This window comes from Pleurocapsa sp. FMAR1 (assembly GCF_963665995.1).
GTDB lineage: Bacteria > Cyanobacteriota > Cyanobacteriia > Cyanobacteriales > Xenococcaceae > Waterburya.
In genome coordinates this window covers 4,857,941-4,883,274 of the sequence record NZ_OY762512.1, presented here as the reverse complement: position 1 = coordinate 4,883,274, position 25,334 = coordinate 4,857,941, and the positions used below count along the sequence as shown (strand labels likewise).

Below are 25,334 nucleotides of genomic sequence, written 5' to 3'. Positions count from 1 at the left end.
TTTGTAACTAAGTAATTAGTTCCCCTGCCTTTGGGTGGGGGAATTTTTTATGGTTTAATTACACATTCGTAGCTTACCAAGAGTTACTAAAATCTGTTAAATTTTCAATCATAAGTGAAACACTACAGATTAAATATGCCCCGCAATAAAGCCGAACCGCCGAACCATCCTCTATCTCGATTGCTACGCTATGGAGATAAATATAAAGCTATTATTTGGCAAGCTGTAATATGTTCTATCCTCAACCAACTTTTTGATCTTGCTCCCCCTGCCATCATTGGGGCTGCGCTGGATGTGGTAGTAAAAAAGCAAGACTCGATTATGGCTCGCTTTGGTATTACTGATATTTTTACTCAGCTTGTAGTGTTATCTTTACTGTCGGCAATTGTCTGGGGCTTAGAGTCAGTATTTGAATATGCCTATACAAGACTATGGCGTAATCTGGCACAGGATGTTCAACATGACATACGTTTAGATGCCTATAGCCATGTTCAAGACCTGGAGTTGGCTTATTTTGAAGAAAACAGCACGGGGGCATTATTGTCTGTTCTTAATGATGATATCAATCAGCTAGAAAGATTCTTAGACGTTGGTGCTAATGAAATTATTCAGGTAATTACTACAGCACTAGTTATCGGTGGTTCATTCTTTATCTTGACTCCCGACATTGCCTGGATGGCAATCGTTCCTATTCCGCTTATTATCTGGGGATCCGTGGCGTTTCAGAAATGGCTTGCACCTAGATATGCAGAGGTAAGAGAAAAGGTAAGCTTACTCAACTCCCGATTATCTAATAATCTTAGTGGAATTACGACAATCAAAAGTTTTACTACAGAAACTTATGAGATAGATCGTTTAAGACAGGACAGCAACGCCTACAGGAAGAGCAATCAAAAGGCTATTCGCTTATCCGCAGCCTTTATTCCTTTAATTCGTCTGGTTATTTTAGCTGGTTTTACGGCAATTTTACTTTATGGTGGTCTTCAAGCCGCATCAGGAACATTGGCAGTGAGTACATATAGCGTACTTGTGTTTCTAACTCAGAGATTATTATGGCCCCTAACCCGTCTGGGACAAACCTTTGACCTCTATCAAAGAGCAATGGCATCTATTACTCGCGTCATGGATTTATTGGATACGCCTATTGCCATTCATTCAGGAGATATTGCTCTACCACTATCAACCATTAGAGGAGAGGTAAGCATCAACAATATTACCTTTGCTTATAATCAAAGACAGCCTGTAATCGAAAATCTTTCCCTGCATATTCGGGCAGGTCAAACTATTGCCATAGTTGGTGCCACGGGTTCGGGGAAAAGTACCTTAGTTAAATTACTGTTACGACTCTATGAAATACGCTCAGGCAATATTACTGTAGATGGTAAAAATATTAAAGACATAGTGCTATGGGATCTGCGTCGCGCAATTGGTTTAGTTAGCCAGGATGTATTTTTGTTTCACGGTACTGTCAGAGAAAATATTAGCTATGGTTCTGCTGATGCCAGCACAAACAAAATTATTGAAGCAGCTAAAATTGCCGAAGCAGATCGATTTATTCGAGAATTGCCCCAAGGTTATGACACCGTTGTGGGGGAAAGGGGGCAAAAGCTCTCTGGAGGACAAAAACAGAGAATTGCGATCGCCAGAGCCATTTTAAAAGATCCACCAATCTTAATTTTGGATGAGGCAACTTCGGCTGTAGATAACGAAACAGAAGCAGCGATCGCTCGTTCCTTAGAGAAAATCACTCAAAATCGTACGACAATTGCGATCGCCCATCGTTTATCTACCATCAGACATTCTGACTGTATTTATGTAATGGAATACGGTCAACTGATTGAACAGGGAACCCACGAAGAATTATTAGCTAAAGAGGGCGTATATACTAACCTTTGGCAGGTACAAACTGGCTCTAGGAAGGGCAAACAACTAATCACATAAGCTGGAAAAATCCAATCCAGTATGTAGAAAATATTTTACATATCTTTTTGATACTCTTCTAGCAAATCTAAAAGATTAGCCTGGCACTGCTTCGGCAATAAGTCATTTAAGGATAATTCAGTTTTTCCTCCGCCTAATTGAACGGGAATACCTTGCAAAATGGCGGTAACTGAATCTTCATCCAAAGAGTCCTCTTCCAAAAGAGAATATACTTTTTCGGCAACAACAGTATGTAGATGAGCATCGTTTAAATACAGATGCCATTTAGCTACATCAATATAAACGTTCTCGCCAATTTGGGCTGCTAAGTTTTCTATTTGTTGTGTACTAGCCATTAGGTTTTAATTGTAGTGTAGTCTGCGATCGCTTTTATATATACAAAGTGTAATGCTAATATGCCAAACCAAATACCGTTTACCCACAGTAACCAGGGCCACTCTGCTGATTTGAGATTATGCACAAACCATAAGCCAGAGTTAGTAGCAGTATAAACTCCTACATGAATCGCAAAGTTTATGAGATCATCTAAACGGCGATATTCTGGATCTGTTTTGCGGTCAGGTTCGCGAGGCCAACGAGGAGGCATAAATTACTTTTTTAAATTGAATATAGTTATCTGATCTTAGCTTTATTGTATCGGTTTAGCTGCTTTCTTCAGCAAAATAGTCTCCTGACTTCCCCCCTGTTTTACTTAGCAAACAAATTTCGGAGATCTCCATTGATTTCTCCAGTGCTTTTGCCATATCATACAATGTCAGGGCAGTAACCGACACAGCAGTCAATGCCTCCATTTCTACTCCTGTTGAACCTTTGACAGCTACCTTAGCCGTGATTTCGTATCCAGGCAAATTGTAATCAGGGGTAATGTCTACCTCAATTTTATGAATAGGTAAAGGATGACAAAGAGGTATCAAATTGGCAGTTTGCTTGGCTGCCATAATCCCAGCGATTTTAGCTGTACCCAATACATCACCTTTGGGAGCATTTCCTGCTTCAATAGTTTTCAATGTAGCCAAAGACATTTTAATTTTGCCTTTGGCTACAGCCTGACGACGAGTCACTTTTTTGGCTGAAACATCTACCATTTGAGCCTCTCCGCGATGATTTAAATGGGATAAAGACTCAAAATTATTATTTTCTTGCATTGGTATCTAAAGTTCTGCTACTATTAAAAGCTGTTGGGTTTGTTCAGTAAGTTACTGATTGCTTAACTAAGGGCGAGTAGCTCAGTGGATTAGAGCATTTGGCTACGAACCAAAAGGTCAGGGGTTCAAATCCCTTCTCGCTCATTTTTCTAAACTAATCTCATTTTTTGTAGTAATTTCCTATAGAATAGCGATTTTACTCTATCTAGTTGATTATTAAATAAATTATTTCTTGATTCTATACTTATAAGAATAACTTATTAGTCGGTAGCAGCTTTTAAACTATTAAAAACTGCTAGGGTATTGTAGAATTCAGGCGATCGCTATGTATAGCGATCGCCCAGCTCGTTTATATGGTTTGGAAAACATTCTACGTCCTGAAATACAATGGTGTAGGAATCCTTTTTCCTTCATCCCTTTAAAGTATGTCTTTCCACTTTTCATCCTGGTCGATTAAAAACCTTGTTCCTACTGTGGTTACATTTTTAATTTTGGGTGTGGTGGGCATTAGTTCGTTTATGGCATTGGGAATTGATGATTCGCCTAATATTGATGTGCCGATTGTAACTATTAATGTTACATAAAGGGGCGTTAGCCCAACGGAATTAGAGACTCAGGTGACCAAAAAAATTGAGGATGCGGTCGCTAATTTAGATGGGATTGATGAACTAAGCTCAACTATTACCGATGGTAGCTCTAATACCGTAATTAAATTTGATTTGGGGATAGATAGCGATCGCGCCGTTAATGAAGTCCGTAATGCTGTTTCTCAAGTACGTCCTGATTTACCCCAGGATATAGATGAACCAAGGGTAAACAAGCTACAGTTTACGGGGGGTACGGTAGTTACTTATGCTGTTTCTTCTGCTCAACGTTCGGTGGAAGAGGTTAGTAACCTAGTAGACCTGACCATTATTCCCGAAATACTCAACGTTGAGGGAGTAGGACAAGTAGACCGCTTGGGGGGAGTAGATCGAGAAATTAGGATAAATCTTGACCCTCAACGATTACAGGCTTATGGTATTACCGCCACAGATATTGATGAGCAGATTGCCCAGTTTAATCTTAATCTATCGGGAGGGCGATCGGAAGTTGGGGACAGAGAGCAAAGTGTGCGTACTTTAGGTAGTGCCAAAACCGTTAATGATCTGCGAGCTTATCCGATTGAACTAAGTAATGGAGATACTGTTCCTCTGTCTAACTTTGGGGAAGTTGCCGATGACTTTGAAGAATCGAGACAAAAAGCATTTCTTAATGGACAGCCAGTAGTCGGCTTTGCGGTTAAAAGAAGTTCAGGTACTACTGTAGTTTCGGTAGAAAAAGCAGTGACCAAAGAAGTTGCGGAGTTAAAAAATACTCTTCCCAAAGACATCAAGCTTCAGCTAATCTTTACCCGTGCTGATGAAATTCGGGCATCTTATCAAGGAACAATTAACGCCCTAATCTTAGGCTGTTTGCTAACGGTTATGACCGTAGGTATATTCCTGCGGGACTGGCGAGTTACTCTAATTACCGCTACAGCTTTACCTCTATCTATCATTCCTACCTTCTGGGTAATGAAAACTCTCGGCTATACCCTCAACAGCATGAGTTTATTAGCTTTGGCTTTGGCTGTTGGTAATCTGGTGGATGATGCAATCTGTATGATCGAGAATATAGATCGCCACCTGCAAATGAACAAGCAACCATTTCAGGCAGCTTTAGATGCAGCTAGGGAGATCGGTTTGGCTGTAGTCGCTACCACTGCAACAATTGTGGCGGTGTTTATTCCTGTGGCGTTTATAGGTGGCATTCCTGGTCAATATTTTCAACCCTTTGGAGTGACGGTGGCGGTGTCTACCATGTTTTCTACCTTAGTAGCCTGTACTGTCACGCCGATGTTGAGTGCTTATCTACTTAAACCCAGGAAGCAAGCGTTTAAATATCCTCGCTTTCGGGCTTTTAATGCGGTGAGTTATGACATTACTCCCTACGGCAGAGAGAATAGAGAAATAATTCCCCAAGCTGCACCGAATTTATTTGCTTCTTCTCAAGATTTAGACACAAATGCGGGAGCAAAATTTCAGCCCTACCGTTTTGTACTTAATTTGGCTTTAAGAAATCGGATTACTACTTTAATTTTGGCAGGAGCATTTTTCTTTGCTAGTTTGCAGCTAATTCCTTATATACCCAAAGGCTTATTTGACGCTGGAGACACTGGACTTAGTACTATTCAGGTAGAGTTACCTCCTGGTTCAAGACTAGAAAGCACCGCAGCCGTTGTTAAACAGCTAGAGCAATTATTAGATAAACAATCGGTAATCAGAAGTGTCTTGTCAGAGGTGGGGGAAGATGATCAGATTAATAAAGCCACGATCTCAGTTAAGCTGCTGCCAAAAACCGAACGATCGCTTTCTCAACAAGAGTTTCAAGACCAAATGAGAAAAGCCTTTGCAAAAATTCCTGGGGCAAGAATTAGTTTTCAGAGTCAAGGGGCGGGTGGCAGTAATAAAGATGTTTCCCTGATTCTACGCAGCAACAATCCAGAGATCTTAGTCAAAACTGCCGATGAGTTGGAAAAGCAAGCCCGTGAAATACCAGGACTAGTAGAAGTGACCTCTAGTATTAGCTTAGTTGAACCTGAAGTTATTATCCAACCCGATCCTCGTAGGGCAGCAGACTTGGGAGTTTCCGTCCAGGCGATCGCCAGTACTGCTTCTTTAGCCTCAATTGGCAATAGTGACTTTAACCTAGCAAAGTTTAATCTAAGCGATCGCCAGATACCGATCAGAGTGCAGATAAACCCTGACAAACGCCAAGATATAGAAACTCTCAATAATCTGCGTATACCCAGCCGTGATGGGACATTAGTGCCACTCAAATCAGTAGCCACAATTAGCTTAGGAAGTAGTCCAGCTACTATCGAAAGATTTAATCGCAATCGTCAGGTAACGGTTGAAGGAAACTTACAGGGATTAGCTTTGGGCGATGCGATCGCTCAAATTCGTGCTTTACCCGCAATGAAGTCTTTACCTCCCGAAGTAAAAGAAGAACCATCGGGAGACGCAGAAATTATGCGGGATATCTTTGGTCGTTTTGGCGAAGCATTAGGTTTAGCTATTTTATGTATCTATGCCATTTTGGTACTGCTGTATAATAATTTCCTTTATCCTTTCGCAATTTTGGTAGCATTACCTTTATCCGTTGGTGGCGCGCTTCTAGGACTGTTGAGCGCCCAAAAAGAACTAGGACTATATGCCCTAATCGGCATTGTCTTATTAATGGGGTTAGTCACCAAAAACGCGATTCTACTGGTAGACTTTGCCTTAGCAGGACTCAAAGAAGGGAAGCCTTTGCGTAAAGCGGTTGTTGCTGCTGGGGTATCGCGCTTACGTCCAATTTTGATGACCTCTATTTCTACGGTAGCGGGAATGATGCCAATTGCCCTAGAACTTGGTGCAGATGGTGAAGTTCGCAGCCCAATGGCGATCGCCGTTATTGGCGGTTTTACGACTTCTACCCTTTTGACTTTAGTAGTTGTACCTGTACTATTTACCTATGTCGATAGCTTTCTACGTTGGCTGGGCAAGTTTTTAGGATCTCGCCGTGAACAACAATCTAGCACTCAATTAACTGTAGGCAATAAATAAACTAAAATATCAAAAATGATAACGCAGCTAATCGAATTCGGTATAATTGGGAATGTTTTAAATAGGTAAGACTTAAACACAGACAGTTTAAAAATTAATTAATGAAGTTTCGATTTATCGATCTATTTGCTGGTATAGGCGGAATTAGGCTAGGTTTTGAGAGTGTTGGCGGAAAATGCGTTTTTTCATCTGAATGGGATAAATATGCTCAAGATACTTATGAAGCTAATTTTGGCGAACGTCCTCAAGGTGATATCACCCAAATAAAACTTGAAACAATTCCAGAACACGATATTTTATTAGCAGGATTTCCTTGTCAAGCATTTAGCATTTGTGGCGATCGACAAGGTTTTTTAGATACAAGGGGAACTTTATTTTTTAATATCGAAGAAATTCTTAAAACTAAACGTCCTTATGCTTTTTTACTAGAAAATGTAAAAAATTTAAGATCTCATGATCGAGGACAAACGTTTAAAACTATAATTGAACGTTTAGAAGCTTTAGATTATCATGTTCATCATACAATTTTAAACTCTTTAGATTTTGGCATTCCTCAGAAAAGAGAACGAACTATTATTGTTGGCTTTAGAGATAACATAAAATTTTCTTTTCCTAACCCAATTAATATTAAACCTAATTTATCAACAATTTTAGAAAATGATTGTGACGTTGATTCAAAATATTTCGTTTCTCCAGAAATAAGAAAAAAAAGAATACTAAAGGTTAAACCAAACTATCCAATTCCTTCTATTTGGCATGAAAATAAAAGTGGTAATATTTCCGCTCTTGAATACTCTTGTGCTTTGAGAGCAGGAGCATCTTATAATTATCTTTTAGTGAATGGAATCAGAAGACTAACCCCAAAAGAATTACTTCGACTCCAAGGTTTTCCTGATAACTTTAAAATTGTTGTGCCTTACACTCAAATTCGCAAACAAACAGGTAATAGTGTAACTGTCCCTGTAATAAAAACTGTTGCTCAAAAAATGATTACGAGTATCGAATTAAAATCTCCTGCTGCACCCGAATGTATTCAACAAGTCGATTGCGAGACAAAGCGGTCTTGTTGGTTTCCAACAAAGAGCTATTGTCGAGGGGAGAGATGCTTTCTAACCGAAAGCCTCTCTCGACTTCAAAATCAATATAAATCATCGAGTAGGAGTTACTAATGCTGCCGATCGCGGATTGGATATTTTTGCTAACTTTGGTGCTGTGGTGCAGGTCAAGCACTTGAATTTATCTGAAGAAATAGCAGAAGGAATCACTGAAACAATTACAGCCAATAAAATTGTAATTGTATGTAAAAATGCTGAAGCAAAAATCATCAATTCATTACTGACTCAGATAGGATGGCGATCGCGCATTCAAAGTATTATTACCATTGAAGAATTATCAGATTGGTACAATAGAGCCTTAACAGGAAAATATCATCTTTTGCTAGGAAACAATCTATTAGAAAATATTAGAGAACAAATTCAGCTAGAATTCCCTTCAGTTGGTAACAAGGAATTTAATGAGTTTGTCAAAGAGAGAGGATATGACCAAATTCAATGTGATAATTGGAAATCTTTTTATATTGAGTAATTAAAACGCTGTGTGCGACTTTCTACGAAATAATAGTGCTTCCAGCCGATTTAGAGCGAATCTATATTTCTGAAACCTAATAAAATCAACAATTTAAAAATAGTTGCACACGGCGTAATTAAATAAACAGACAACAAGCAGAAGAATATTTTTCAATAGTTGATAATTGATACAGTAGGAAATATTACCTTTTCGTTATAATCCAATGTATAGATGTACAAAAGAACAGCTTTACTAAATAACGATGTTGTGGAGGAGACGACATTGGACGAACTAAAGGCAGGATTAGGATTAGCGACAGAAGAAGAACTACAGCAGATCACGCAAATATTATTTCATCGCCGCTTTAACCCCCTCGATTATTGGCAAACCCCCGAACCTTTGCAGATTCAAAGTCAAGATTGGAATGTGTGGATAGATTCGTTGGATCAAAGGTTTCGTTACCTGGCAGCAGATGGCATGACCGTATTGCGAGGGCGCACTCAAGAAATATCCTATCGAGAAATATTGATCAAAGTCTGTCACTATCTGAAGATTCCCTATTCTGTAAGGATGAATGCGGTAGATATTGAAGCGGAAATCTTCCTGCATTTAGTTAGTAAAGCCTGGGACAAGCTACCGACTCAGGAACAAAACTCACTCAAAGCACAAATTGGTAATTCCTTAGCAGCAGCAAATCCGCCTGAACCTTTGCCAGTTCAATTACAGCATAGCCCAATCAAAATACTTGCCCAAGGCGGTAGCATCGTCGCAGTCAGCACGATTTTAAAATCTTGGTTACTTAAACATATTGCTCAACAGTTTGCGATTCACCTTGCTACTTATCAGGCAGCTAAGTCAGCCATCATTAAAGGGGGAACAACCGCAGTTGCAGGTTTAGGCAATCAACTAGCACTTCAGGCAGCAAAAAAAGGTATGGCGGTAAATGCAGCGCGCTATGGAGCAACCAGAGGCGTTTTTGGTTTATTAGGGCCTGTGATTTGGGGCTATTTTGTCGCCGATTTAGGCTGGAAAGCGATCGCCACTAACTATGGTCGAGTAATTCCCATTGTTTTTACTCTTGCACAAATTCGTCTAATTCGTGGAGACTATCTGGCAATAAGTTAAGTATTTTAGATAATTAATCGCTTTTTCTCATAAAACTCACTTAGCTAAAATAAGCTGTTAGCTTTTATCTATGAGGTATTTACTTCTATTAAGCTCTTAGACAATTAACCTGATTCTTTCTCATAAATCAGCAGGGCATAAACAATTTGTTAAGAATGCCCAGAGTTACCTAAATACCCTAGAACATATAAGAGAGAAAGGAAATTATCAGTAAAATTTCAATATATGACACACTTTCCTTGGTTAACTACGTGCATCCTATTTCCCATCGCTGCCTCTCTATTTTTGCCGATAATTCCTGACAAGGAAGGTAAGACTGTTCGTTGGTACGCTCTAATCATCGGCTTAATTGATTTTGCCATTATAGTTTACGCTTTTTATCAAGACTATGACTTTAGTAATCCTAATCTACAGCTAGTCGAAAGCTATGCTTGGATACCCCAGCTAGATCTTAATTGGTCAGTTGGTGCAGATGGTTTATCCATGCCCTTGATTTTGCTAACGGGTTTTATTACTACCCTGGCAATGATGGCAGCTTGGCCAGTCACCTATAAGCCCAAGCTGTTTTATTTTCTAATGCTGGCAATGTATGGCGGACAAATTGCTGTTTTTGCCGTACAGGATATGCTGCTGTTTTTCTTAGTCTGGGAACTAGAATTAGTTCCCGTCTATCTCATTTTGTCTATTTGGGGTGGAAAAAAACGCCTCTATGCAGCGACCAAGTTTATTCTCTATACCGCAGGAGGATCGCTGTTTATCTTGGTTGGAGCTTTGACTATGGCATTCTATGGCGATACAGTTACTTTTAACATGAGTGCGATCGCAGCTAAAGATTATGCCTTTAATCTGCAATTATTTTTATACGCTGGCTTCCTGATTGCCTATGGTGTAAAATTGCCAATCTTTCCTCTTCATACTTGGCTTCCCGATGCCCACGGTGAAGCAACTGCCCCTGCCCATATGTTGCTGGCTGGTATTCTTCTGAAAATGGGGGGATATGCTCTATTACGGATGAATGCGGGAATGCTGCCCGATGCCCACGCTTTCTTTGCCCCTGTCTTGGTCATTTTAGGGGTAGTCAACATTGTCTATGCAGCCTTAACCTCTTTTGCCCAACGTAACCTTAAGCGCAAAATTGCCTACTCGTCTATTTCTCACATGGGTTTTGTATTAATTGGCATAGCCTCCTTTACAGACTTGGGAACAAGTGGGGCAATGCTACAGATGATTTCTCATGGTCTAATTGGGGCAAGTCTTTTCTTTATGGTTGGGGCTACCTATGACCGCAGCCATACCTTGATGCTGGATGAAATGGGCGGTGTGGGTCAAAAGATGAAAAAAATCTTTGCCATGTGGACGACCTGTTCTTTTGCCTCTTTGGCATTACCAGGAATGAGCGGTTTTGTAGCTGAGCTGATGGTGTTTGTTGGTTTTGCTACCAGTGATGCTTATAACTCTACCTTTAAAGTATGTATTATTTTCTTAGCTGCGGTAGGGGTAATTTTAACTCCCATCTACTTGCTTTCTATGCTGCGAGAAATGCTTTATGGTCCAGAAAACAAAGAATTAGTCAATCACGCTAACTTGGTAGATGCTGAACCTAGAGAAGTATTTATTATTGCTTGTCTTTTAATACCCATTATTGGTATTGGTTTGTATCCTAAGTTAGTTACCCAGATTTATGATTCTAGCATCACTCAACTAACTGCCAGATTGCGTGCTTCTGTACCAAGCTTGACTCAGGAAGCCAAGGCTAAAGCACCAGCTAGCTTCTATTCGATGGTGTCGTTAACTGCACCCGAAATTGAAGCACTAAGTAGTAAATAGATTAAATACAAATCAATCTTTAGATAAGGGTTTGGCAATGCTAAACCCTTATTTTAGTTTTTATTAAAATCTAAAAGTGCAAAATTTTTGAATTAATTGAGGGAATTTTATTGCACAACCACGAGATATAGCAATCGAAGTAAAGGTTGAGACTATAATATAGCAATACGTGGCTAGGTTAGGACAAAATTAGCTAAAATCAAAGCGCTCGCCAAAACCGAAAAATAATGCCTGCTCCCTATAGCTACGATTTAAGAAAAAAAGCCGTAGATGCCTGTTCTAGAGGTGAAAAGAAGAGAACTATTTGTCGATTGATGAAAATAAGCCGTAACACCTTAGACCTATGGCTGAAAAGAGAACAAGAAACAGGAGACTTTAAAGCGGTCGCCGAGCGTCCCACCAGAGAAGAGCGAAAAATTCAGGATTTAGAGAGATTCAAACAGTTTGTTAAACAACATAAAGATAAGACACAACAGCAAATGGCAGATTTGTGGGGAGAGAATCTTACCCAGCAAAATATTAGTGATGGAATTAAAAAGTTAGGCATAACCAGAAAAAAAGCGGTCAGACCCCGCGTCGCCGACAGGCGCAAGACAAAGGGCTTGCCCGCATGTACGCTGACCAAGACAAACTTACGGGTATCAAGAAACAGATGAAGAGAAAAGAAAAGAATTTCAAGAGCAACTAAAACATCAACAGGCAAATAACCTAGTTTATGTGGATGAAGCAGGATTCGATAACCGAGACGATTATCCCTATGGTTATAGCCCCAAAGGAGAAAGATGTTAGGCACTCAAATCTGGTAAAAGAAATGAGAGAGTAAGTTGGATTGCTGCATTCAAAGAAGGAAAAGTGTTTGCTCCGTTAACTTTTGAAGGGTCATGTAATCGAGATTTATTTGAGACATGGCTTAAAGAAAGTTTGATTCCTCAACTTCAACCTGGAAATATCATTATTATTGATAATGCTACTTTTCATAAAGGACAAAGTATTCAAGAAATAGTAGAAGAAGCAGGGTGCCAGATTTGGTATTTGCCCTCTTATTCTGCCGATCTAAACAAGATAGAGCGTTGGTGGTCGGTTCTCAAAACTTGGATGAAGCAGAGAGTTAAAGAATTTGAGACTGTTAGAGAATGTGTTGATACAGCTTTCAAAAAATGTCCTAACGTATATGCGTAATGCTATAAAATCTCGCGCAAAGAGGTCAGACCCCCTAAAGGGTTCAACAGTTTGCTTATGCCGGGGAACCCGTCCACCGCAACTGTCTCACCGCGTCGTCCGAAGGCGCAAACGAAGGCTTTAGACGCACGTAATGCTGACCTAGCAGAGGCGCAAAGAAATTAAAAGATGTCCTAATCAATGATTTGATTGCTATAGATAAGCCGATTTTTCAAAAGCTAAGAGCGCAGCGCGTACGCGCAGTCCGCCCTAAGCGGGCTTCACAGTTTTGCTGTGTGCAGCTAATAGCTAAGAGCTTTTGAGCAGATATCTTATCAAATCTAAGTTTTTCAGTAAGCCCTACATACTCATAAACTCTTCACCAATAGTAGGATGAATACCAAAAGAATCGTCCAAGTCTTGTTTAGTGATTCCTTGACGCACAGCCACACCAATACACTGAATAATATCTGCTGCGTGTTCTCCTACCATGTGTACGCCAACAACTTTCTCTTCCTTACCCACCGTAATTAATTTAATCGTTACCGTTTCTTGGTTTGCCTCATCCGCTAGACTATAAAGCATGGGAGTAGTGCGATCGCAATGGCAGTTGATCCGATCTCCATATTTATCTCTAGCCTCTGCCTCATTCATGCCAACAGTAGCAGCTTCGGGGCGAGAAAACACTGCCGAAGTGACGTAAGTATAGTCAATGGACTTTGGTTGTTTACCGTATAGAGTTTCTACCACTGCTAAAGCTTCGGCTTTGGCAACAGGAGTCAGAGGAACACGATCTATACAGTCTCCTACAGCATAAATATGCTGGTTTTCAGTACGACAAAATTCATCTACCTTAATTTCTCCTTTATCTCCTACTTTGACTCCTGCCTTATCTAGATCGAGGCTTTTAGTATTTGGTGCGCGTCCTGTTGCCAGCAATACCCGATCTGCGGTAATGGTTTGCTCGTCAGATAAGTGAAGTTGTAATCTATTTCCAGCCTGTTCTATTTTCTCGGCAGTAGTTTCACCAATAAATTCGATCCCACGCTCAATTAATCCCTGCTGTACTGTTGTTCTTAGATCTTTGTCAAATCCAGATAAGATAAGTTCACTAGTGTCCATAAACACAACTTCTGCACCAAAGGCATTCATCATGCTGGCAAACTCTACGCCAATATAGCCACCGCCAACAATTGCTAGCTTTTGGGGTATTTCTTTTAGCTGAAACATTTCTCTAGAAGTAATAGCTAAATCTTTTCCTGGAATGTCTGGCTTGATAGGATGTCCACCTACAGCGATTAAAATTTTATCGGCACTAATTTCTTGGTCGTTTACTTTTACAGTGCGACTATCAATAAACTTTGCTTCTCCATAAATTAGCTCAATTCCTTTTTCTGCAAATGTCTTGGTAAAAGAATTGCTAATACTATCAAGTCGCTGATGGATCTTTTGCATCAATAAAGACCAATCAAGCTGACGCTGACATTCCTGCCAGCCATAACTAACCGCCAATGATTCCTGAAGCGCAAAATCGGCAGCATACACCATCAACTTTTTAGGAGTGCAGCCACGATTAAGACAAGTTCCACCTACTTTTTCTTTTTCTATTACCGCTACTTTTGCCCCATATTCCGCAGCTTTTTGAGCTGCTGCCATTCCCCCTGTACCTGCACCAATAATTAGAAAATCGAAGTTAGCCATGATTAAATTACTTAATGTTTCTTTACATTATTGTACTTACAATTATGTTTTTCATCTTTCATAAGAGTGAATCGATCGCCTTTTGCCACTCCTGTAAATTTGTTTGAGATGATAGATCGGTTGCTGGCGCACCATTAATAAAAAAAGTCGGGGTAGACCAAACTCCTCTGAATGCTGCATATCGTGCAGGTGTCCTTGCTTGGTTATATATTTCTTTGCTGTTTAATAGTTCAATAAACTTGTCTTTGTCTGACCATTCTGTAGCATCGAGGGCATAATCGGCTAAAAGATAATGCAAGTCTGTTTGGGTTTTATCTTTAAAAGCATCCCCTGCAAATTCTTTTTGATGGTCAAAAACATAGTTGACAAAATCAATAAATTTCTGAGTGTTATTTTCTGCCACGCCGATCGCTGCTTTGGTTACATCCCAACTCTGGCGATGATTGCTCAATGTCATTGGCTGAAATATGAAGTGTACCTGTTCAGCAGAATAAGCGGCAATTACCTGCAAGAATGTCTGCCAACCTTTTTTAGAAAAAGGACACTCAAGATCGAAAAACATTTCTACAGTGATAGGTGCATTAGCATCACCCAGCTTATAGCCACTGGATCTTCGAGGAATGGGAATAGACATGATTATAATTGGTAATAGGTGTTTATTCTCGAATAAATTATATTATTTGTGATATTACCAAGATTAGGCAAATGATTTGAGGAACTTATGAGGAAATTTTTGGTTAATTAAAATGATTAACTTTATCCCTCGATGGTCTGGGAAGCGATTGGCTAAAATCAGCTTATAGTTAGTGATGAGCTTAATAATATGGTTTCAACAACTTATAAATGGTCGATAGATAGATGGCACGAACTAGTGGACTCTGGAGTGTTGGAAGGACAAAGGGTGGAGTTGTTGGAAGGAGATATAGTTGAGATGAGTCCCGAAGGTGTCGAGCATAGTTTTACTAATGAGAGTATAGTTATTTATTTGCGAAACAAGCTATCTCAATTAGCTCATGTTAAAGAATCCCATCCTATCACTTTAGACAACTCCGAACCCGAACCAGATATTGCTATTGTTAGATTGCCTTTAACTATTTATCGTACTCGTCATCCCTATGTAGAAGATATTTATTGGTTAATTGAGGTGTCTCAACGAACACTTAATAAAGATCTGCAACAGAAAGTTACTATTTATGCCCGTAATAGTATCTCTGAATATTGGGTAATCGATCTAAAAAATAAGAAGTTAATTATTCACACTCAACCCCGTCAAGATAAATACTTGCAAGTAGTTGAATATCAATCGGGAACAGTAACGCCTCAAGCCTTTCCCAATATTGAGATTGCGATCGATAAGTTACTGTTGTATTGAGTCAGCGATTATCTTGTATGAATAAATCCAAAATAACCAAACTTACTCCAGAACAAGAAGAAATTATTTCTATTACTAAAAAAGAATGGATTAAAATTGGTTTAGATACCAAATCTGGAAATAAAGAAGCAATCATTTCAGCAATCATTTCCATTTACTCTAATTTAGGATTACAGCCACCAGCAAAAATAGAATGGCTCGATCCTAAAACAATACTTAGACAGTCAATGTATTTTAATTTTACCTACTATCCCGAACAAGATAGTCCTATAAATGCCAACTATTATAATTTTAAGATAATTTATGCAATCAAAGAAACTATTGATAAATTTTTGGATAAAAATCTACAGATTAATTTATATAATTTGATTACTAAGCCAGTTAATGAAGCAGTTCATAATTCACTCTGGTCATCGATAATATTGAGAGTAATGGATGAAGTAGAATATAATTTTGAGGCAAGTCTTGACGATTCAGATCTTAGATGTGTGGGAGATGGTGAATCTGGGTTTTTTCATTTTTACGATTACTATCTATCAAATTATTTATTTGGTATATTTGCTTATTACGATTATTTGGATTTTATAGACTTACCAATACCTAATATAAAAGAATGGCTGATATTAGCTCAAAATTCTTGGCAATGGCAATTTAAAGATACAGCTAAATTAGTTATCAGACCTGAAATTAATTTAGATTTAGAACAAAGATTACATAATATAGGCAAGCCAGCAGTAATTTTTGAAAACTATAATCTATACTACCATCATGGTAAAAAGCTTTCTGAAAAATACGGACAATTAGAACCTAAAGATTGGCAATTTAAATGGTTAGCTATCTCTCCAGCACCTTACATTAAAGATATTTTAGTTAAAGAAACAAATATCAAAGAGCAAGAATTAGATAGAAAAATAGAAATAGAGAAAGAGAAAATATTTGCTAAAATACCAGAATATAAAAATAAATATGAAATTGCTGCTTATTCTTCAGCTAGAATAAATAGAAGAAAAGCATTTCAAGTAATAAAAGCTGCATATTCTTTAGTTCTAAAAAATAATTACTTTACTGACCAAAAAATACCATATACACATATTTGCTCTAGTCCTCTTGCAGCTTACCAAATAATTATCAACTTATATAAAAAAGGATTTATACACAAGTTAATGAACAACTATATAGTTAGTTGTCTTATAGGTAGAGTGCTTAATCATATAAGAACAAAGCCAGAAAAAATATTTGGTGAGCTTGAAAAACAATTCAATCTGAAAATTTATAAAAGAGAAATAAATAAATATTCAAAAATAGAGAAGAATAGTATTTTTAATAGTATAAAAAAGTTATTGAATGAAAAAAATGAGACTAAAATATTAAATCATGAAATATTTCTCAATCCTGAAGATTTATCTTTTGAATTGACTTTGTTTAAGTTTTATCTTCAAGAGCTTAATACTAATCTTGAACCTCAATTCATAGAAAGAATTTCTTTACTTGAGGATTTAGTCGATAATTGTGGCTGGCTTTTTTGTTTTGAAAACTTGTGCATTGTTTGCGATCGCCCAAACAAAATCTTTTTAGACGAGCGAAAACGCATTCATAATATTGGTTCTCCCGCAATAGAATTTCTTGATGGCTATCATTTTTACGCTCATCATGGCGAAATAATTCCTCAGAGATATGGAAAAATAGATCCTAGCCAATGGAGTATTGAATGGATTTCAAGGGAATCAACCGATCACTTAAAACAATTGTTAATAAAAGAAATAGGTTGGAAGCGTATTGTTCGAGAATGTGATATTCAAATTATAGACAAACAAGAAAGACACGAACTATTAAATATACAACCTAAAAATAGTCCTTTTAGTTCATCATTTAATCTTTTAGTAGATATTAATAATGACGATGTAACATCTAGTTTTACGGTCATAGACTCTAATATTAATACAGTAAAAACTGCTTTAATCTCTCGTCCTTGGGAGATTATACCCTTTTAATAGTAGAGATTGGATCGAACGATAATAGTTAAGATCGCATTGTATTGTGGTTTGACAAGTTCATAAGCGAGATCGCCTTTCATTCCTACTTAATGGCTTTGCTGGTAGCAGTTGTGTTTACTGGAAGAAAGGACGGTTTTCCCTCGTAGCCAATAAACGTTCAGGATAGTTGATTTAGCTCGATTATTGTCAATTCCCAGTTGTTAATGTTTCGTGGAATTTTTGAGATAAGCGATAAATTACGATATCTCATAATTCTCTCGTCTGAATCTGTATAGGATGCGATCGCTCTTTATCTCTACTCCGCTTTAAAATTGATTCGGAAAATTATTTCATTGAACTAGCGTTTAATAGCTATGAATAAACGTACTTTGTGCCTTATTTGCTAAATCACCAACACCTTTAATTACACACCAGAAGTAAAATAACTTTTGGTTCCTTTAGCATCTAAAGCTGTTCCCAAGCGGTTTAGTGCATGAACATAAGCTGCGGTACGAATATCAATGGTTAAATCTTGGCTAATACTCCAGGTTTTCTCGGCTTCTATGAGCATTTTGTCTTGAAGGCGTTGATTTACTTCTGCTAATGTCCAGTACCAACCACTACGATTTTGTACCCACTCGAAATAACTTACGGTAACTCCCCCCGCATTAACTAAAATATCAGGAAAAACGTAAATGCCTTTGGCTGCAAGAATTTTATCAGCATCAGAGTTAATTGGGCCATTAGCCACCTCAAAGATATATTTAGCTTTAATATCTGCTGCATTACTAGCGGTAATTTGATTTTCTAAAGCAGCAGGAATTAAGACATCTACATCTAAAGCCAATAACTCTTGATTCGATATAACCTGATGTTCGACAATGCTGCATACACTATCATGACAATATACTGCCTTCATTTCGCGACTCTGATTTTTGTGTTTTTTAACGCTAGTAATATCCAAACCTTGAGGTGCATAAATGCCGCCTTGGGAATCACTAACAGCCACTACTTTGTACCCCGCCTCAGCGAGCAAATCTGCTATAGTTGCACCTGCATTACCAAAACCCTGAACCGCAACGGTAGTTTCTGAGGGAATAAGCTTAAATTTGGGCAGCATAGTTTGAATTACGGTAAATGCGCCCATTGCTGTAGCGGTATCTCTGCCTTGGCTTCCTCCCAGAGCTAATGGTTTGCCTGTAACTACTCCCCGACATAGCTGCCGTCGAATCGTGCTGTATTGATCCATCATCCAACCCATGATGGTGGCGTTGGTATATACATCAGGAGCAAGAATATCAATATCTATACCGACAGCATCGGCGATCGCATCTATATAACCGCGACTTAATCTTTCTAACTCTGCCTTGGATAATTCTTTGGGATTAACGATAATGCCTCCTTTTGCACCACCAAAGGGTAAATCCAATAAGGCACACTTAAAGGTCATCCAGAAAGCTAGTGACTGCACCTCGTCTAGAGTGACATGAGGATGATAGCGAACGCCTCCTTTACCTGCGCCTCTGGTGTCGTCGTAGCGCACTCGATAGCCAGAGAATACCTTTAATTTGCCATCGTCCATCCGCACGGGAATAGATACGCTCAAGCTTGTCTTGGGGTGCTGCAAGCGAGCGATCGCATCTTCAGAAATCGTCACGTGCTTTAAAGCCTCTTCTAATCTTTTACTAGCATCAGCTAATAAAGAAGCTCGATTGCTTTTGTCTGGCATTGCTGTTCTTCAAATTTATTGATAACTATTCTTATAACTTATGTTTTGAAGGTGTCTAGTTTCTGAGATGATACTTATTTTTTAATCTTTGTTCACAACTCTTTGTTTTTCGTTTTTCAATAGCTTTTAGCTTGAGTTATAGGTACGCTGTCACTTCTTTATTTGTTTGGGTGCGTTTAGAGTATTTAGCGATCGCGAATAATTTTAGTGTTTACCAACTGAAAAATGTTCTTTTTCAAGATTATTTGATTCAGCAGCTAGAAAATCCCGATCTCGAAATAATTCTTGCGTAAGTTATATGTTGGTATTTATTAGCTAAATTTTTTATTTAGAACATTTAAAATAGCTTTATTAAGCCTAATTTACATGGTTTTAACTATAAATTAATCGCCCATAATATACAAACTAGTATGATTAGCAATTGCTCGTAAATTCGATTATTTTTAAATCTATTTATTATTTGATGCAGATTCAGAATGAAAGTATCTAAGCTATGAATATCCAAATGCTGGTTAAAATAACATATTTTTAATCCTTAATTTTCTCTTTACCTCAATCAAATATTGTTAACTGTTGACAAACTAATTTACTAAAATCAGATGGTTTTTAAAACTAAACAAAATTTTTGCTTAACTCTTATATCAGCGGTGTCTTTAGGACTTGTCGCGCAAAATATAGATATTTCTGCTAATAAAGTTAATCTTTCTACCCCCGTTGCTAATGCACAAAGTGTCAGTTTGACTGGTGCTGGTGCATCTTTCCCTGCACCTTTATATCAACGCTGGTTTTCTGAATACAATAAGCAGAATCCTAATGTTCAGGTATCTTATCAGTCCGTTGGCAGTGGTGCTGGGGTTGAGCAGTTTACCCAAGGAACAGTGGATTTCGGTGCGAGTGATGTAGCAATGACAGACGAGGAAATTGCCGCGGTGAAGCAGGGAGTGGCGTTGTTGCCTATGACTGCTGGTAGTATTGTACTAGCGTATAACTTACCTGATGTTGCTCAATTAAAATTTTCTCGTCAAGTATATGTAGATATTTTACTGGGTAAGATTACTCAATGGAACGATACTGCGATCGCCTCTCTTAATCCTGATGCCAAGCTTCCCGACAGCAAAATTACCGTGGTTCATCGTTCAGACGGTAGTGGTACTACTGGAGTATTTACCAAACATCTAAGCGCAATTAGTCCTGAATGGAAACAAAAAGTTGGCGACGGTAAAACCGTAGAATGGCCAACAGGTATAGGTGCAAAAGGAAATGAAGGGGTGACGGCTCAAATTCTGCAAACCGAAGGCGCGCTTGGCTACGTTGAGTATGGTTATGCCAAGCAACAGGAGATTCCTTTTGCCACTTTAGAAAACAAATCTGGAAAGTATGTTGCAGCCTCTGATGAATCTGCTGCTGGAGCTTTAAGTGCTACAACTTTACCAGAAAATCTACGGGCGTTTGTTACCGACCCAGAAGGAGAAAGTTCTTATCCTATTGTTACCTATACCTGGATTTTGGCATATCAAAATTATGATGATCCCAATAAATTACAAGGTTTGAAGGATGTAGTTAACTGGTCATTAACTGATGGACAGGCTTATGCCAAAGAATTAGGCTATGTTCCTTTACCTGATAACGTAGTCCAGAAAGTTCAGGCAAAGCTAGATACAATTCAAGCCAAGTAAAACAACTTTTAGTGACCTATCTTTTTAAAAGTTCAGCATCACTAATTGATAACTAGCAACCGCTTACTAATTATTCCCTGTCAACAATGATGGGGAATTATGCTACGTGGCTTCTAATTTTACTTATCGGCGTAATGTGAGTTTTGGCGTTGCTGAATACGGGTATGATTTGTACAACTATTACCCTTAAAGTTTTTAGTCGTTAGTTTTTAGCTTAAATTAACTACCAATAACCAATAACTACGAGCAGTATTACTTCGGATTTCATACCTGTCTTGAACGAGTCGCTCTTTGTACGGCGCGTTTTGGGGCGAGGAAATGCTCTCGGCTAGAGAGCATATTCCACTCGCCCGTTGCGAGACAGTTGCGTTGCGGGGGTTTCCCCCGTTGAGCAAACTGTCGAGGTTGAGAAAGAATACTCTGTCTCAAAAGCCGCATGACCGAAACCAACACCGCGAGAGTGGAATAGCGGTGAGACCCCGCGTCGCCGTCAGGCGCAAGGGAATGCTCGCGCCTGACAGCCCTTTAACTCAGGGCATTTCCGTGCAGCAAAGACCGCGCTCGTCCGCTAAATCAGCAACGCCGAGTTTTCTGGCTTATTCTAAATTCACGTTACCTAGCACAGTTTTGAATGAGATGAAAAGATAGTCAGTAGACTATGTATCTGTTAGGCTATAGCCTCTAACATGATAATTGCCTAATCCTAATCGGTGTTTAACAAGAAGTGTATCAATGTTAACTACTATTTATTTGCTTGCTTGAGCATAAGCGCGATCGCTTTATCTTTGGCAGGATACTTAGGCAGGTTCAATCTTTATTTTGAGTTTGCTTCAGGCTATAAGCTGCAATTTTTGCTCATGGCTTTATGTAGCTTGGTTTATTTCTTGCTAACCCACGAAAAACTTTGGATTGCTGCTAGTTTGTTTTGCGTCTTGCTCAATTTAGCGGAAATCTTACCCTGGTATTTTAATCAACCAAAGATTACCAACCCTGAGCAATACCAAGCACTAAAGGTATTTTCTTATAATGTTTTGTGGTCAAATAAAAACTACGATAAGGCGATCGCTTTAGTTAATCAAGAACAGCCAGATATAGCGGTTTTTCTAGAAGCCATCCCCCACTGGCATCCTCATCTGGCAGCATTAAGCTCAAGTTATCCTTACCATGTTCGCTCAGAAAAGATGGAAATGGAGGTTTACAGTAAACTGCCACTGGCTAATCCTCAACTAAAGCTTTATGGTACTTATCGTGGCTTAATTATTGCCGATATTAAAGTGGGCGATCGCTTGGTGAGGTTTGTTGCCACTCATGCCTACCCCCAGCTATATTATGGTCGTCCAGGATGGGAGATTCGGAATCAGCATTTGGAAATTGGTATTGGCGAATATGTAAAAACCCTAACCCAGCCAGTTATCGTAATTGGCGATCTAAATGTTTCGATGTGGTCACCTTTTTATTACTCTATGATTAAGCTTTCTGGTTTACACAATGCCCGTCAAGGATTTGGAATCTTACCCACTCATTCGATAGTTGCTCCTCAAGTTGCTGCTCTATCTGCACCCATAGACCATTGCTTAGTAAGTGCCGATATTCAGGTTAAAAACTTTAAATTAGGTCGGGCTATTGGTTCAGATCATCTGCCAATTATAGCTGAACTCTTAATTCCTCAATTACCAGATTCGCCATGATGATAATTGTTTCGATCATTACTGGCGATCGCCAATATTACTTATTCAAACCTTCTCTTAAGGCTTATAGCTTGTAGCTTCAAACAAATCACCCTGATTTTTAATTTACACCAGACGTACTATATTTTCTTATCTCTAAAACTGATATAACTCAACGGAATCGAGTTACGATCATTATGCCTGTAAAATTTGGCGACATAAGAATTTAAACATGGGTTTCCTTTTTGTGCCGTTAGCTTTTTTTAGCAGCAGCACAATATAAAAGGTGTTTTCCTGTGTCTCAAGACCATACACATTCAGCTAATCGTCTTTTGGCAGCTTTGCCAGAAATTGAATACCAGCGTTTAGAACCTTACTTAACGCCTGTCTCTCTTCCAGTGGGAACTGTTTTGCACGAAGGTTCAGAAAAGATCGAAACCGTCTATTTTCCCAATACTGCGCTGATTTCTTTGGTTTCTATACTGAGTAACGGCACTAGCACTGAAATTGCTCTAGTTGGCGGTACGGGAATGGTCGGTCTTCCAGTTGTCCTCAGCAATGGTTATAGTAGTCAGCGCGCCATTGTTCAAGTGCCAGATCATGCTCTAAAGATTTCTGCTCTAGTTTTAAAACGGGAGTTCAACCGAGGAGGAAAGTTACAAAGAATATTGTTAAACTACGCTCAAACCAGACTAAATGAAACTGCCCAACTATCAGTTTGCAATGGACATCACACAATTGAAGAACGTTTGGCTCGTTGGCTGCTGACGGCTCAAGACTTAACTCAATCCAACGAGTTGCCTCTGACTCAGGAATTTATTGGTCAGATGCTAGGGGTTCGTCGTTCGGGGGTAACCATAGCAGCAGGGGTTCTTCAAAGAGCAGGGTTAATAAGTTATTCCCGTGGCAAAATCACTGTTTTAACTCGCTCAGGTCTAGAAAACGCTGCCTGTGAATGCTATGAACTTTTCCATGATAATTTTTATCGCCATTGAATGAAGGCAGAAGTAGCCAAGGGGTACCCCCCGCAGGGAGTTAGGGACTTGGGGAATTCGGGAATTGAGGAAATATTCACTTATTTTCCTTGCTTTTTAACAACCATTTATCAGCACTATTAGTCATGATGACAATTAATCCCAAAATCTGATGCGGACGCAAAGCGTCCAGTTCTCGCTTTGCGAGAATCTGCCCCCTTGGGGCTGCTTGGCTATAAAGCTTTCTTCCCGAATTTACAGCTAAATAGTGACATTTTACCGCAAACTTTAGCCAAACCTGAGTCTCTGCTGCCTCAGCCTCCGCATCATTCAACCTTAGTAAAAAAGAACCCTTGTAGCGTCTTCTGTCTTGGTGGACGTTCCCTTGCGTCTTACGCCGACGCGGGCTTCCACCGCTTCGCCATGCTTCGGCTAGATTGGCACATACTGAACGAGAAGAACGTCGAATTTGATCGATTAAAGAATATTTCTCTTCTTTGGGGAAATTTTTAGAAAGCTTAAATATTTCCATAGCAGCATCGAAGGCAATTTTGTAGACTTCTAAATCTTCGTGGTTGCTAATAAATTTTGGTTTATTTTGCTGCATTTTAGCTTTCCCTAATTCCCTATCTCCCTAAATTCCCTACTATTCTAAGATTTTCCTGGGAATGAAACAGCCCTACCGTAGGGAGTAAGAAGTAATACTTCAAACTTCAATAACTGCACTTTACAATTACGGCGTTGCTGGTTAGAGCGATCGCTCTTTCGCTCTCGATCATTATTCCTTCCACTTCTTTTGACAGAGGATTTAAGCGGTAAACAAAGAATAGATTGTAAACACTAATCTTATATAGTTTTATCCACACTTTTAGGAAAGATCCTCATGCAGCTAAAATTAATTTCCCAACAAGTAGTCGCTATTATTGGTGCTTCTAGTGGTATTGGACGCGAAACAGCATTACAGTTTGCCCTCAAGGGAGCAAAAGTAGTCGTCGCAGCCCGAAATGAACTGGGACTAAATTCTCTAGTGGCAGAAATTCAGGCTTCTGGAGGCGATGCTAAGGCAATTACTTGTGATGTAGCAGACTTTGCAGGCGTTAAGGCGATCGCCGATTATACTGTCGAGCAGTATGGCAGATTGGATACATGGGTGCATTGCGCTGCTACTGGTATTCTTGCTCCCTTTGAGCAAATTACGCCAGAAGAATTTAAGCGAGTGATTGATGTTACTTTAATGGGACAAGTATATGGAGCAATGGCAGCACTACCCTATCTCAAACGAGAAGGAAGAGGAGCAATGATTCATATTTCTTCCATGGAAGGAAGGCGAGCCTTACCTCTGCAAAGCCCTTATTCGACTGCCAAACATGGTCTTGAAGGCTTTCTCGAATCTCTGCGAGTAGAACTGCAACATGAAAAAATACCCGTTAGCGTTACTAGCATCAAGCCAGCAGTAATTAATACGCCCTTTTACAATCATGTACTTACCAAGATAGGAGTCAAACCCACAGGTTTACCACCTTACTATTCGCCTAAGCTGGTAGCTGAAGCTATTCTTCATACAGCCGAACATCCTACCCGCGACTTTATTGTCGGTGATGTGGGTAGGATATTAGATCTAGGTCAACGACTTTCGCCAGAACTGATGGATGCTATATTATTAGCTATTGGTTTTAAAGGACAGCGTACTTCAGAACCAAAATCTGCCGATGGTGCTAACAATTTGTTTGCGCCCATGGATGGCTATACCCAAGTTGAAGGCGATTTTAATGACTTAACTATTCCTAGTATTTCGGACTGGCTGGTCAAAAAATTCAGGTTCAAGTAAGGTAACTTTGTTGTATTAAATAT

General features: G+C 39.1%; 20 protein-coding genes, 1 tRNA gene and 1 pseudogene. 15 read left to right on the top strand and 7 right to left on the bottom strand.

The genetic code is table 11. The annotated features are described in order from the left end of the window. Positions 1-135 precede the first annotated feature (135 nt). A complete protein-coding gene (locus SLP02_RS23710) occupies positions 136-1,941 on the top strand; it encodes an ABC transporter ATP-binding protein (RefSeq protein WP_319423188.1) in 1,806 nt (601 codons plus the stop codon). A 35-nt stretch (positions 1,942-1,976) separates the two neighbouring features. Here SLP02_RS23710 and SLP02_RS23705 read toward each other — a convergent pair whose 3' ends face one another. From SLP02_RS23705 to moaC, 3 genes are read right to left on the bottom strand one after another with little or no spacing between them, the layout of a single operon-like run. Next, a complete protein-coding gene (locus SLP02_RS23705) occupies positions 1,977-2,276 on the bottom strand; it encodes a DUF3181 family protein (RefSeq protein WP_319423187.1) in 300 nt (99 codons plus the stop codon). Then, positions 2,276-2,527: a 2TM domain-containing protein gene (locus tag SLP02_RS23700; RefSeq protein WP_319423186.1), complete on the bottom strand. Its 252-nt coding sequence runs from the start codon at positions 2,525-2,527 to the stop codon at positions 2,276-2,278. The genes SLP02_RS23705 and SLP02_RS23700 overlap by 1 nt, the downstream gene beginning before the upstream one ends. A 55-nt stretch (positions 2,528-2,582) precedes the next feature. Further along, positions 2,583-3,086 (bottom strand): cyclic pyranopterin monophosphate synthase MoaC, encoded by a 504-nt coding sequence (gene moaC / locus SLP02_RS23695; protein WP_319423185.1) that lies wholly within the window; start codon positions 3,084-3,086, stop codon positions 2,583-2,585. A 70-nt stretch (positions 3,087-3,156) separates the two neighbouring features. Between moaC and SLP02_RS23690 the strand changes: the two genes are divergently transcribed. The 8 genes and pseudogenes from SLP02_RS23690 to SLP02_RS23655 all read left to right on the top strand — a co-directional run bounded on the left by SLP02_RS23690 (position 3,157) and on the right by SLP02_RS23655 (position 12,412). After that, positions 3,157-3,230, top strand: a tRNA-Arg gene (locus SLP02_RS23690). Positions 3,231-3,511: 281 nt separating this feature from the next. Further along, the gene (locus SLP02_RS23685) at positions 3,512-3,670 is read left to right on the top strand and encodes a hypothetical protein (protein ID WP_319423184.1); all 159 of its coding nucleotides are present in this window, start codon (positions 3,512-3,514) and stop codon (positions 3,668-3,670) included. 33 nt (positions 3,671-3,703) lie between these two features. Continuing rightward, complete coding sequence (locus SLP02_RS23680) at positions 3,704-6,715, top strand: efflux RND transporter permease subunit (RefSeq protein WP_413467284.1); 3,012 nt, start codon at positions 3,704-3,706, stop codon at positions 6,713-6,715. 101 nt (positions 6,716-6,816) lie between these two features. Next, entirely contained in the window at positions 6,817-7,884 is a 1,068-nt protein-coding gene (locus SLP02_RS23675; RefSeq protein WP_319423183.1) for a DNA cytosine methyltransferase, read from the top strand. Between the two features lie 16 nt (positions 7,885-7,900). Further along, positions 7,901-8,299, top strand: coding sequence for a HaeII family restriction endonuclease (locus SLP02_RS23670; protein ID WP_319423182.1), 399 nt, complete (start codon positions 7,901-7,903; stop codon positions 8,297-8,299). Between the two features lie 264 nt (positions 8,300-8,563). Next, positions 8,564-9,406 (top strand): YaaW family protein, encoded by an 843-nt coding sequence (locus SLP02_RS23665; protein WP_413467423.1) that lies wholly within the window; start codon positions 8,564-8,566, stop codon positions 9,404-9,406. 225 nt (positions 9,407-9,631) lie between these two features. Continuing rightward, on the top strand, positions 9,632-11,233 hold the full coding sequence (locus SLP02_RS23660; RefSeq protein ID WP_319423180.1) for an NAD(P)H-quinone oxidoreductase subunit 4: 1,602 nt from the start codon (positions 9,632-9,634) through the stop codon (positions 11,231-11,233). A 227-nt stretch (positions 11,234-11,460) separates the two neighbouring features. Beyond that, positions 11,461-12,412: pseudogene (locus SLP02_RS23655) on the top strand (IS630 family transposase). Between the two features lie 339 nt (positions 12,413-12,751). Here the strand turns inward: SLP02_RS23655 and gorA are convergent. Next, positions 12,752-14,092 (bottom strand): glutathione-disulfide reductase, encoded by a 1,341-nt coding sequence (gene gorA / locus SLP02_RS23650; protein WP_319423179.1) that lies wholly within the window; start codon positions 14,090-14,092, stop codon positions 12,752-12,754. A 58-nt stretch (positions 14,093-14,150) separates the two neighbouring features. Then, a complete protein-coding gene (locus tag SLP02_RS23645) occupies positions 14,151-14,726 on the bottom strand; it encodes a DsbA family protein (RefSeq protein WP_319423178.1) in 576 nt (191 codons plus the stop codon). Positions 14,727-14,915: 189 nt separating this feature from the next. On the opposite strand from SLP02_RS23645, the gene SLP02_RS23640 reads away from it, so the two are divergent. Then, positions 14,916-15,464: a Uma2 family endonuclease gene (locus SLP02_RS23640; RefSeq protein ID WP_319423177.1), complete on the top strand. Its 549-nt coding sequence runs from the start codon at positions 14,916-14,918 to the stop codon at positions 15,462-15,464. 17 nt (positions 15,465-15,481) lie between these two features. Beyond that, positions 15,482-17,455, top strand: a complete 1,974-nt coding sequence (locus SLP02_RS23635) for a DUF6745 domain-containing protein (RefSeq protein ID WP_319423176.1) — start codon at positions 15,482-15,484, stop codon at positions 17,453-17,455. 406 nt (positions 17,456-17,861) lie between these two features. Here the strand turns inward: SLP02_RS23635 and SLP02_RS23630 are convergent, their stop codons facing one another. After that, positions 17,862-19,166, bottom strand: coding sequence for a Glu/Leu/Phe/Val family dehydrogenase (locus SLP02_RS23630; protein WP_319423175.1), 1,305 nt, complete (start codon positions 19,164-19,166; stop codon positions 17,862-17,864). Positions 19,167-19,765: 599 nt separating this feature from the next. Here SLP02_RS23630 and pstS point away from each other — a divergent pair. From pstS to SLP02_RS23615, 3 genes are all read left to right on the top strand, one after another. Further along, the gene (gene pstS / locus SLP02_RS23625) at positions 19,766-20,842 is read left to right on the top strand and encodes a phosphate ABC transporter substrate-binding protein PstS (RefSeq protein WP_413467283.1); all 1,077 of its coding nucleotides are present in this window, start codon (positions 19,766-19,768) and stop codon (positions 20,840-20,842) included. A gap of 710 nt (positions 20,843-21,552) precedes the next feature. Further along, positions 21,553-22,530, top strand: a complete 978-nt coding sequence (locus tag SLP02_RS23620; RefSeq protein WP_319423173.1) for an endonuclease/exonuclease/phosphatase family protein — start codon at positions 21,553-21,555, stop codon at positions 22,528-22,530. A gap of 275 nt (positions 22,531-22,805) precedes the next feature. Continuing rightward, positions 22,806-23,504 (top strand): Crp/Fnr family transcriptional regulator, encoded by a 699-nt coding sequence (locus SLP02_RS23615; RefSeq protein WP_319423172.1) that lies wholly within the window; start codon positions 22,806-22,808, stop codon positions 23,502-23,504. Positions 23,505-23,580: 76 nt separating this feature from the next. Here the strand turns inward: SLP02_RS23615 and SLP02_RS23610 are convergent, their stop codons facing one another. Then, positions 23,581-24,090, bottom strand: coding sequence for a four helix bundle protein (locus tag SLP02_RS23610; RefSeq protein ID WP_319423171.1), 510 nt, complete (start codon positions 24,088-24,090; stop codon positions 23,581-23,583). Between the two features lie 276 nt (positions 24,091-24,366). Here SLP02_RS23610 and SLP02_RS23605 point away from each other — a divergent pair, with 276 nt between their 5' ends. Beyond that, complete coding sequence (locus SLP02_RS23605; protein ID WP_319423170.1) at positions 24,367-25,311, top strand: SDR family oxidoreductase; 945 nt, start codon at positions 24,367-24,369, stop codon at positions 25,309-25,311. Positions 25,312-25,334 lie beyond the last annotated feature (23 nt).

Excerpts from the sequence above, each read along its gene's own strand:
- SLP02_RS23705 (WP_319423187.1), bottom strand. The coding sequence starts at position 2,276 with ATGGCTAGTACACAACAAATAGAAAACTTAGCAGCCCAAATTGGCGAG.
- SLP02_RS23660 (WP_319423180.1), top strand. The coding sequence starts at position 9,632 with ATGACACACTTTCCTTGGTTAACTACGTGCATCCTATTTCCCATCGCT.
- gorA (WP_319423179.1), bottom strand. The coding sequence starts at position 14,092 with ATGGCTAACTTCGATTTTCTAATTATTGGTGCAGGTACAGGGGGAATG.
- SLP02_RS23645 (WP_319423178.1), bottom strand. The coding sequence starts at position 14,726 with ATGTCTATTCCCATTCCTCGAAGATCCAGTGGCTATAAGCTGGGTGAT.
- SLP02_RS23640 (WP_319423177.1), top strand. The coding sequence starts at position 14,916 with ATGGTTTCAACAACTTATAAATGGTCGATAGATAGATGGCACGAACTA.
- SLP02_RS23610 (WP_319423171.1), bottom strand. The coding sequence starts at position 24,090 with ATGCAGCAAAATAAACCAAAATTTATTAGCAACCACGAAGATTTAGAA.
- moaC (WP_319423185.1), bottom strand. The coding sequence starts at position 3,086 with ATGCAAGAAAATAATAATTTTGAGTCTTTATCCCATTTAAATCATCGC.
- SLP02_RS23700 (WP_319423186.1), bottom strand. The coding sequence starts at position 2,527 with ATGCCTCCTCGTTGGCCTCGCGAACCTGACCGCAAAACAGATCCAGAA.
- SLP02_RS23605 (WP_319423170.1), top strand. The coding sequence starts at position 24,367 with ATGCAGCTAAAATTAATTTCCCAACAAGTAGTCGCTATTATTGGTGCT.
- SLP02_RS23635 (WP_319423176.1), top strand. The coding sequence starts at position 15,482 with ATGAATAAATCCAAAATAACCAAACTTACTCCAGAACAAGAAGAAATT.
- SLP02_RS23630 (WP_319423175.1), bottom strand. The coding sequence starts at position 19,166 with ATGCCAGACAAAAGCAATCGAGCTTCTTTATTAGCTGATGCTAGTAAA.
- SLP02_RS23685 (WP_319423184.1), top strand. The coding sequence starts at position 3,512 with ATGTCTTTCCACTTTTCATCCTGGTCGATTAAAAACCTTGTTCCTACT.
- pstS (WP_413467283.1), top strand. The coding sequence starts at position 19,766 with ATGGTTTTTAAAACTAAACAAAATTTTTGCTTAACTCTTATATCAGCG.
- SLP02_RS23710 (WP_319423188.1), top strand. The coding sequence starts at position 136 with ATGCCCCGCAATAAAGCCGAACCGCCGAACCATCCTCTATCTCGATTG.
- SLP02_RS23675 (WP_319423183.1), top strand. The coding sequence starts at position 6,817 with ATGAAGTTTCGATTTATCGATCTATTTGCTGGTATAGGCGGAATTAGG.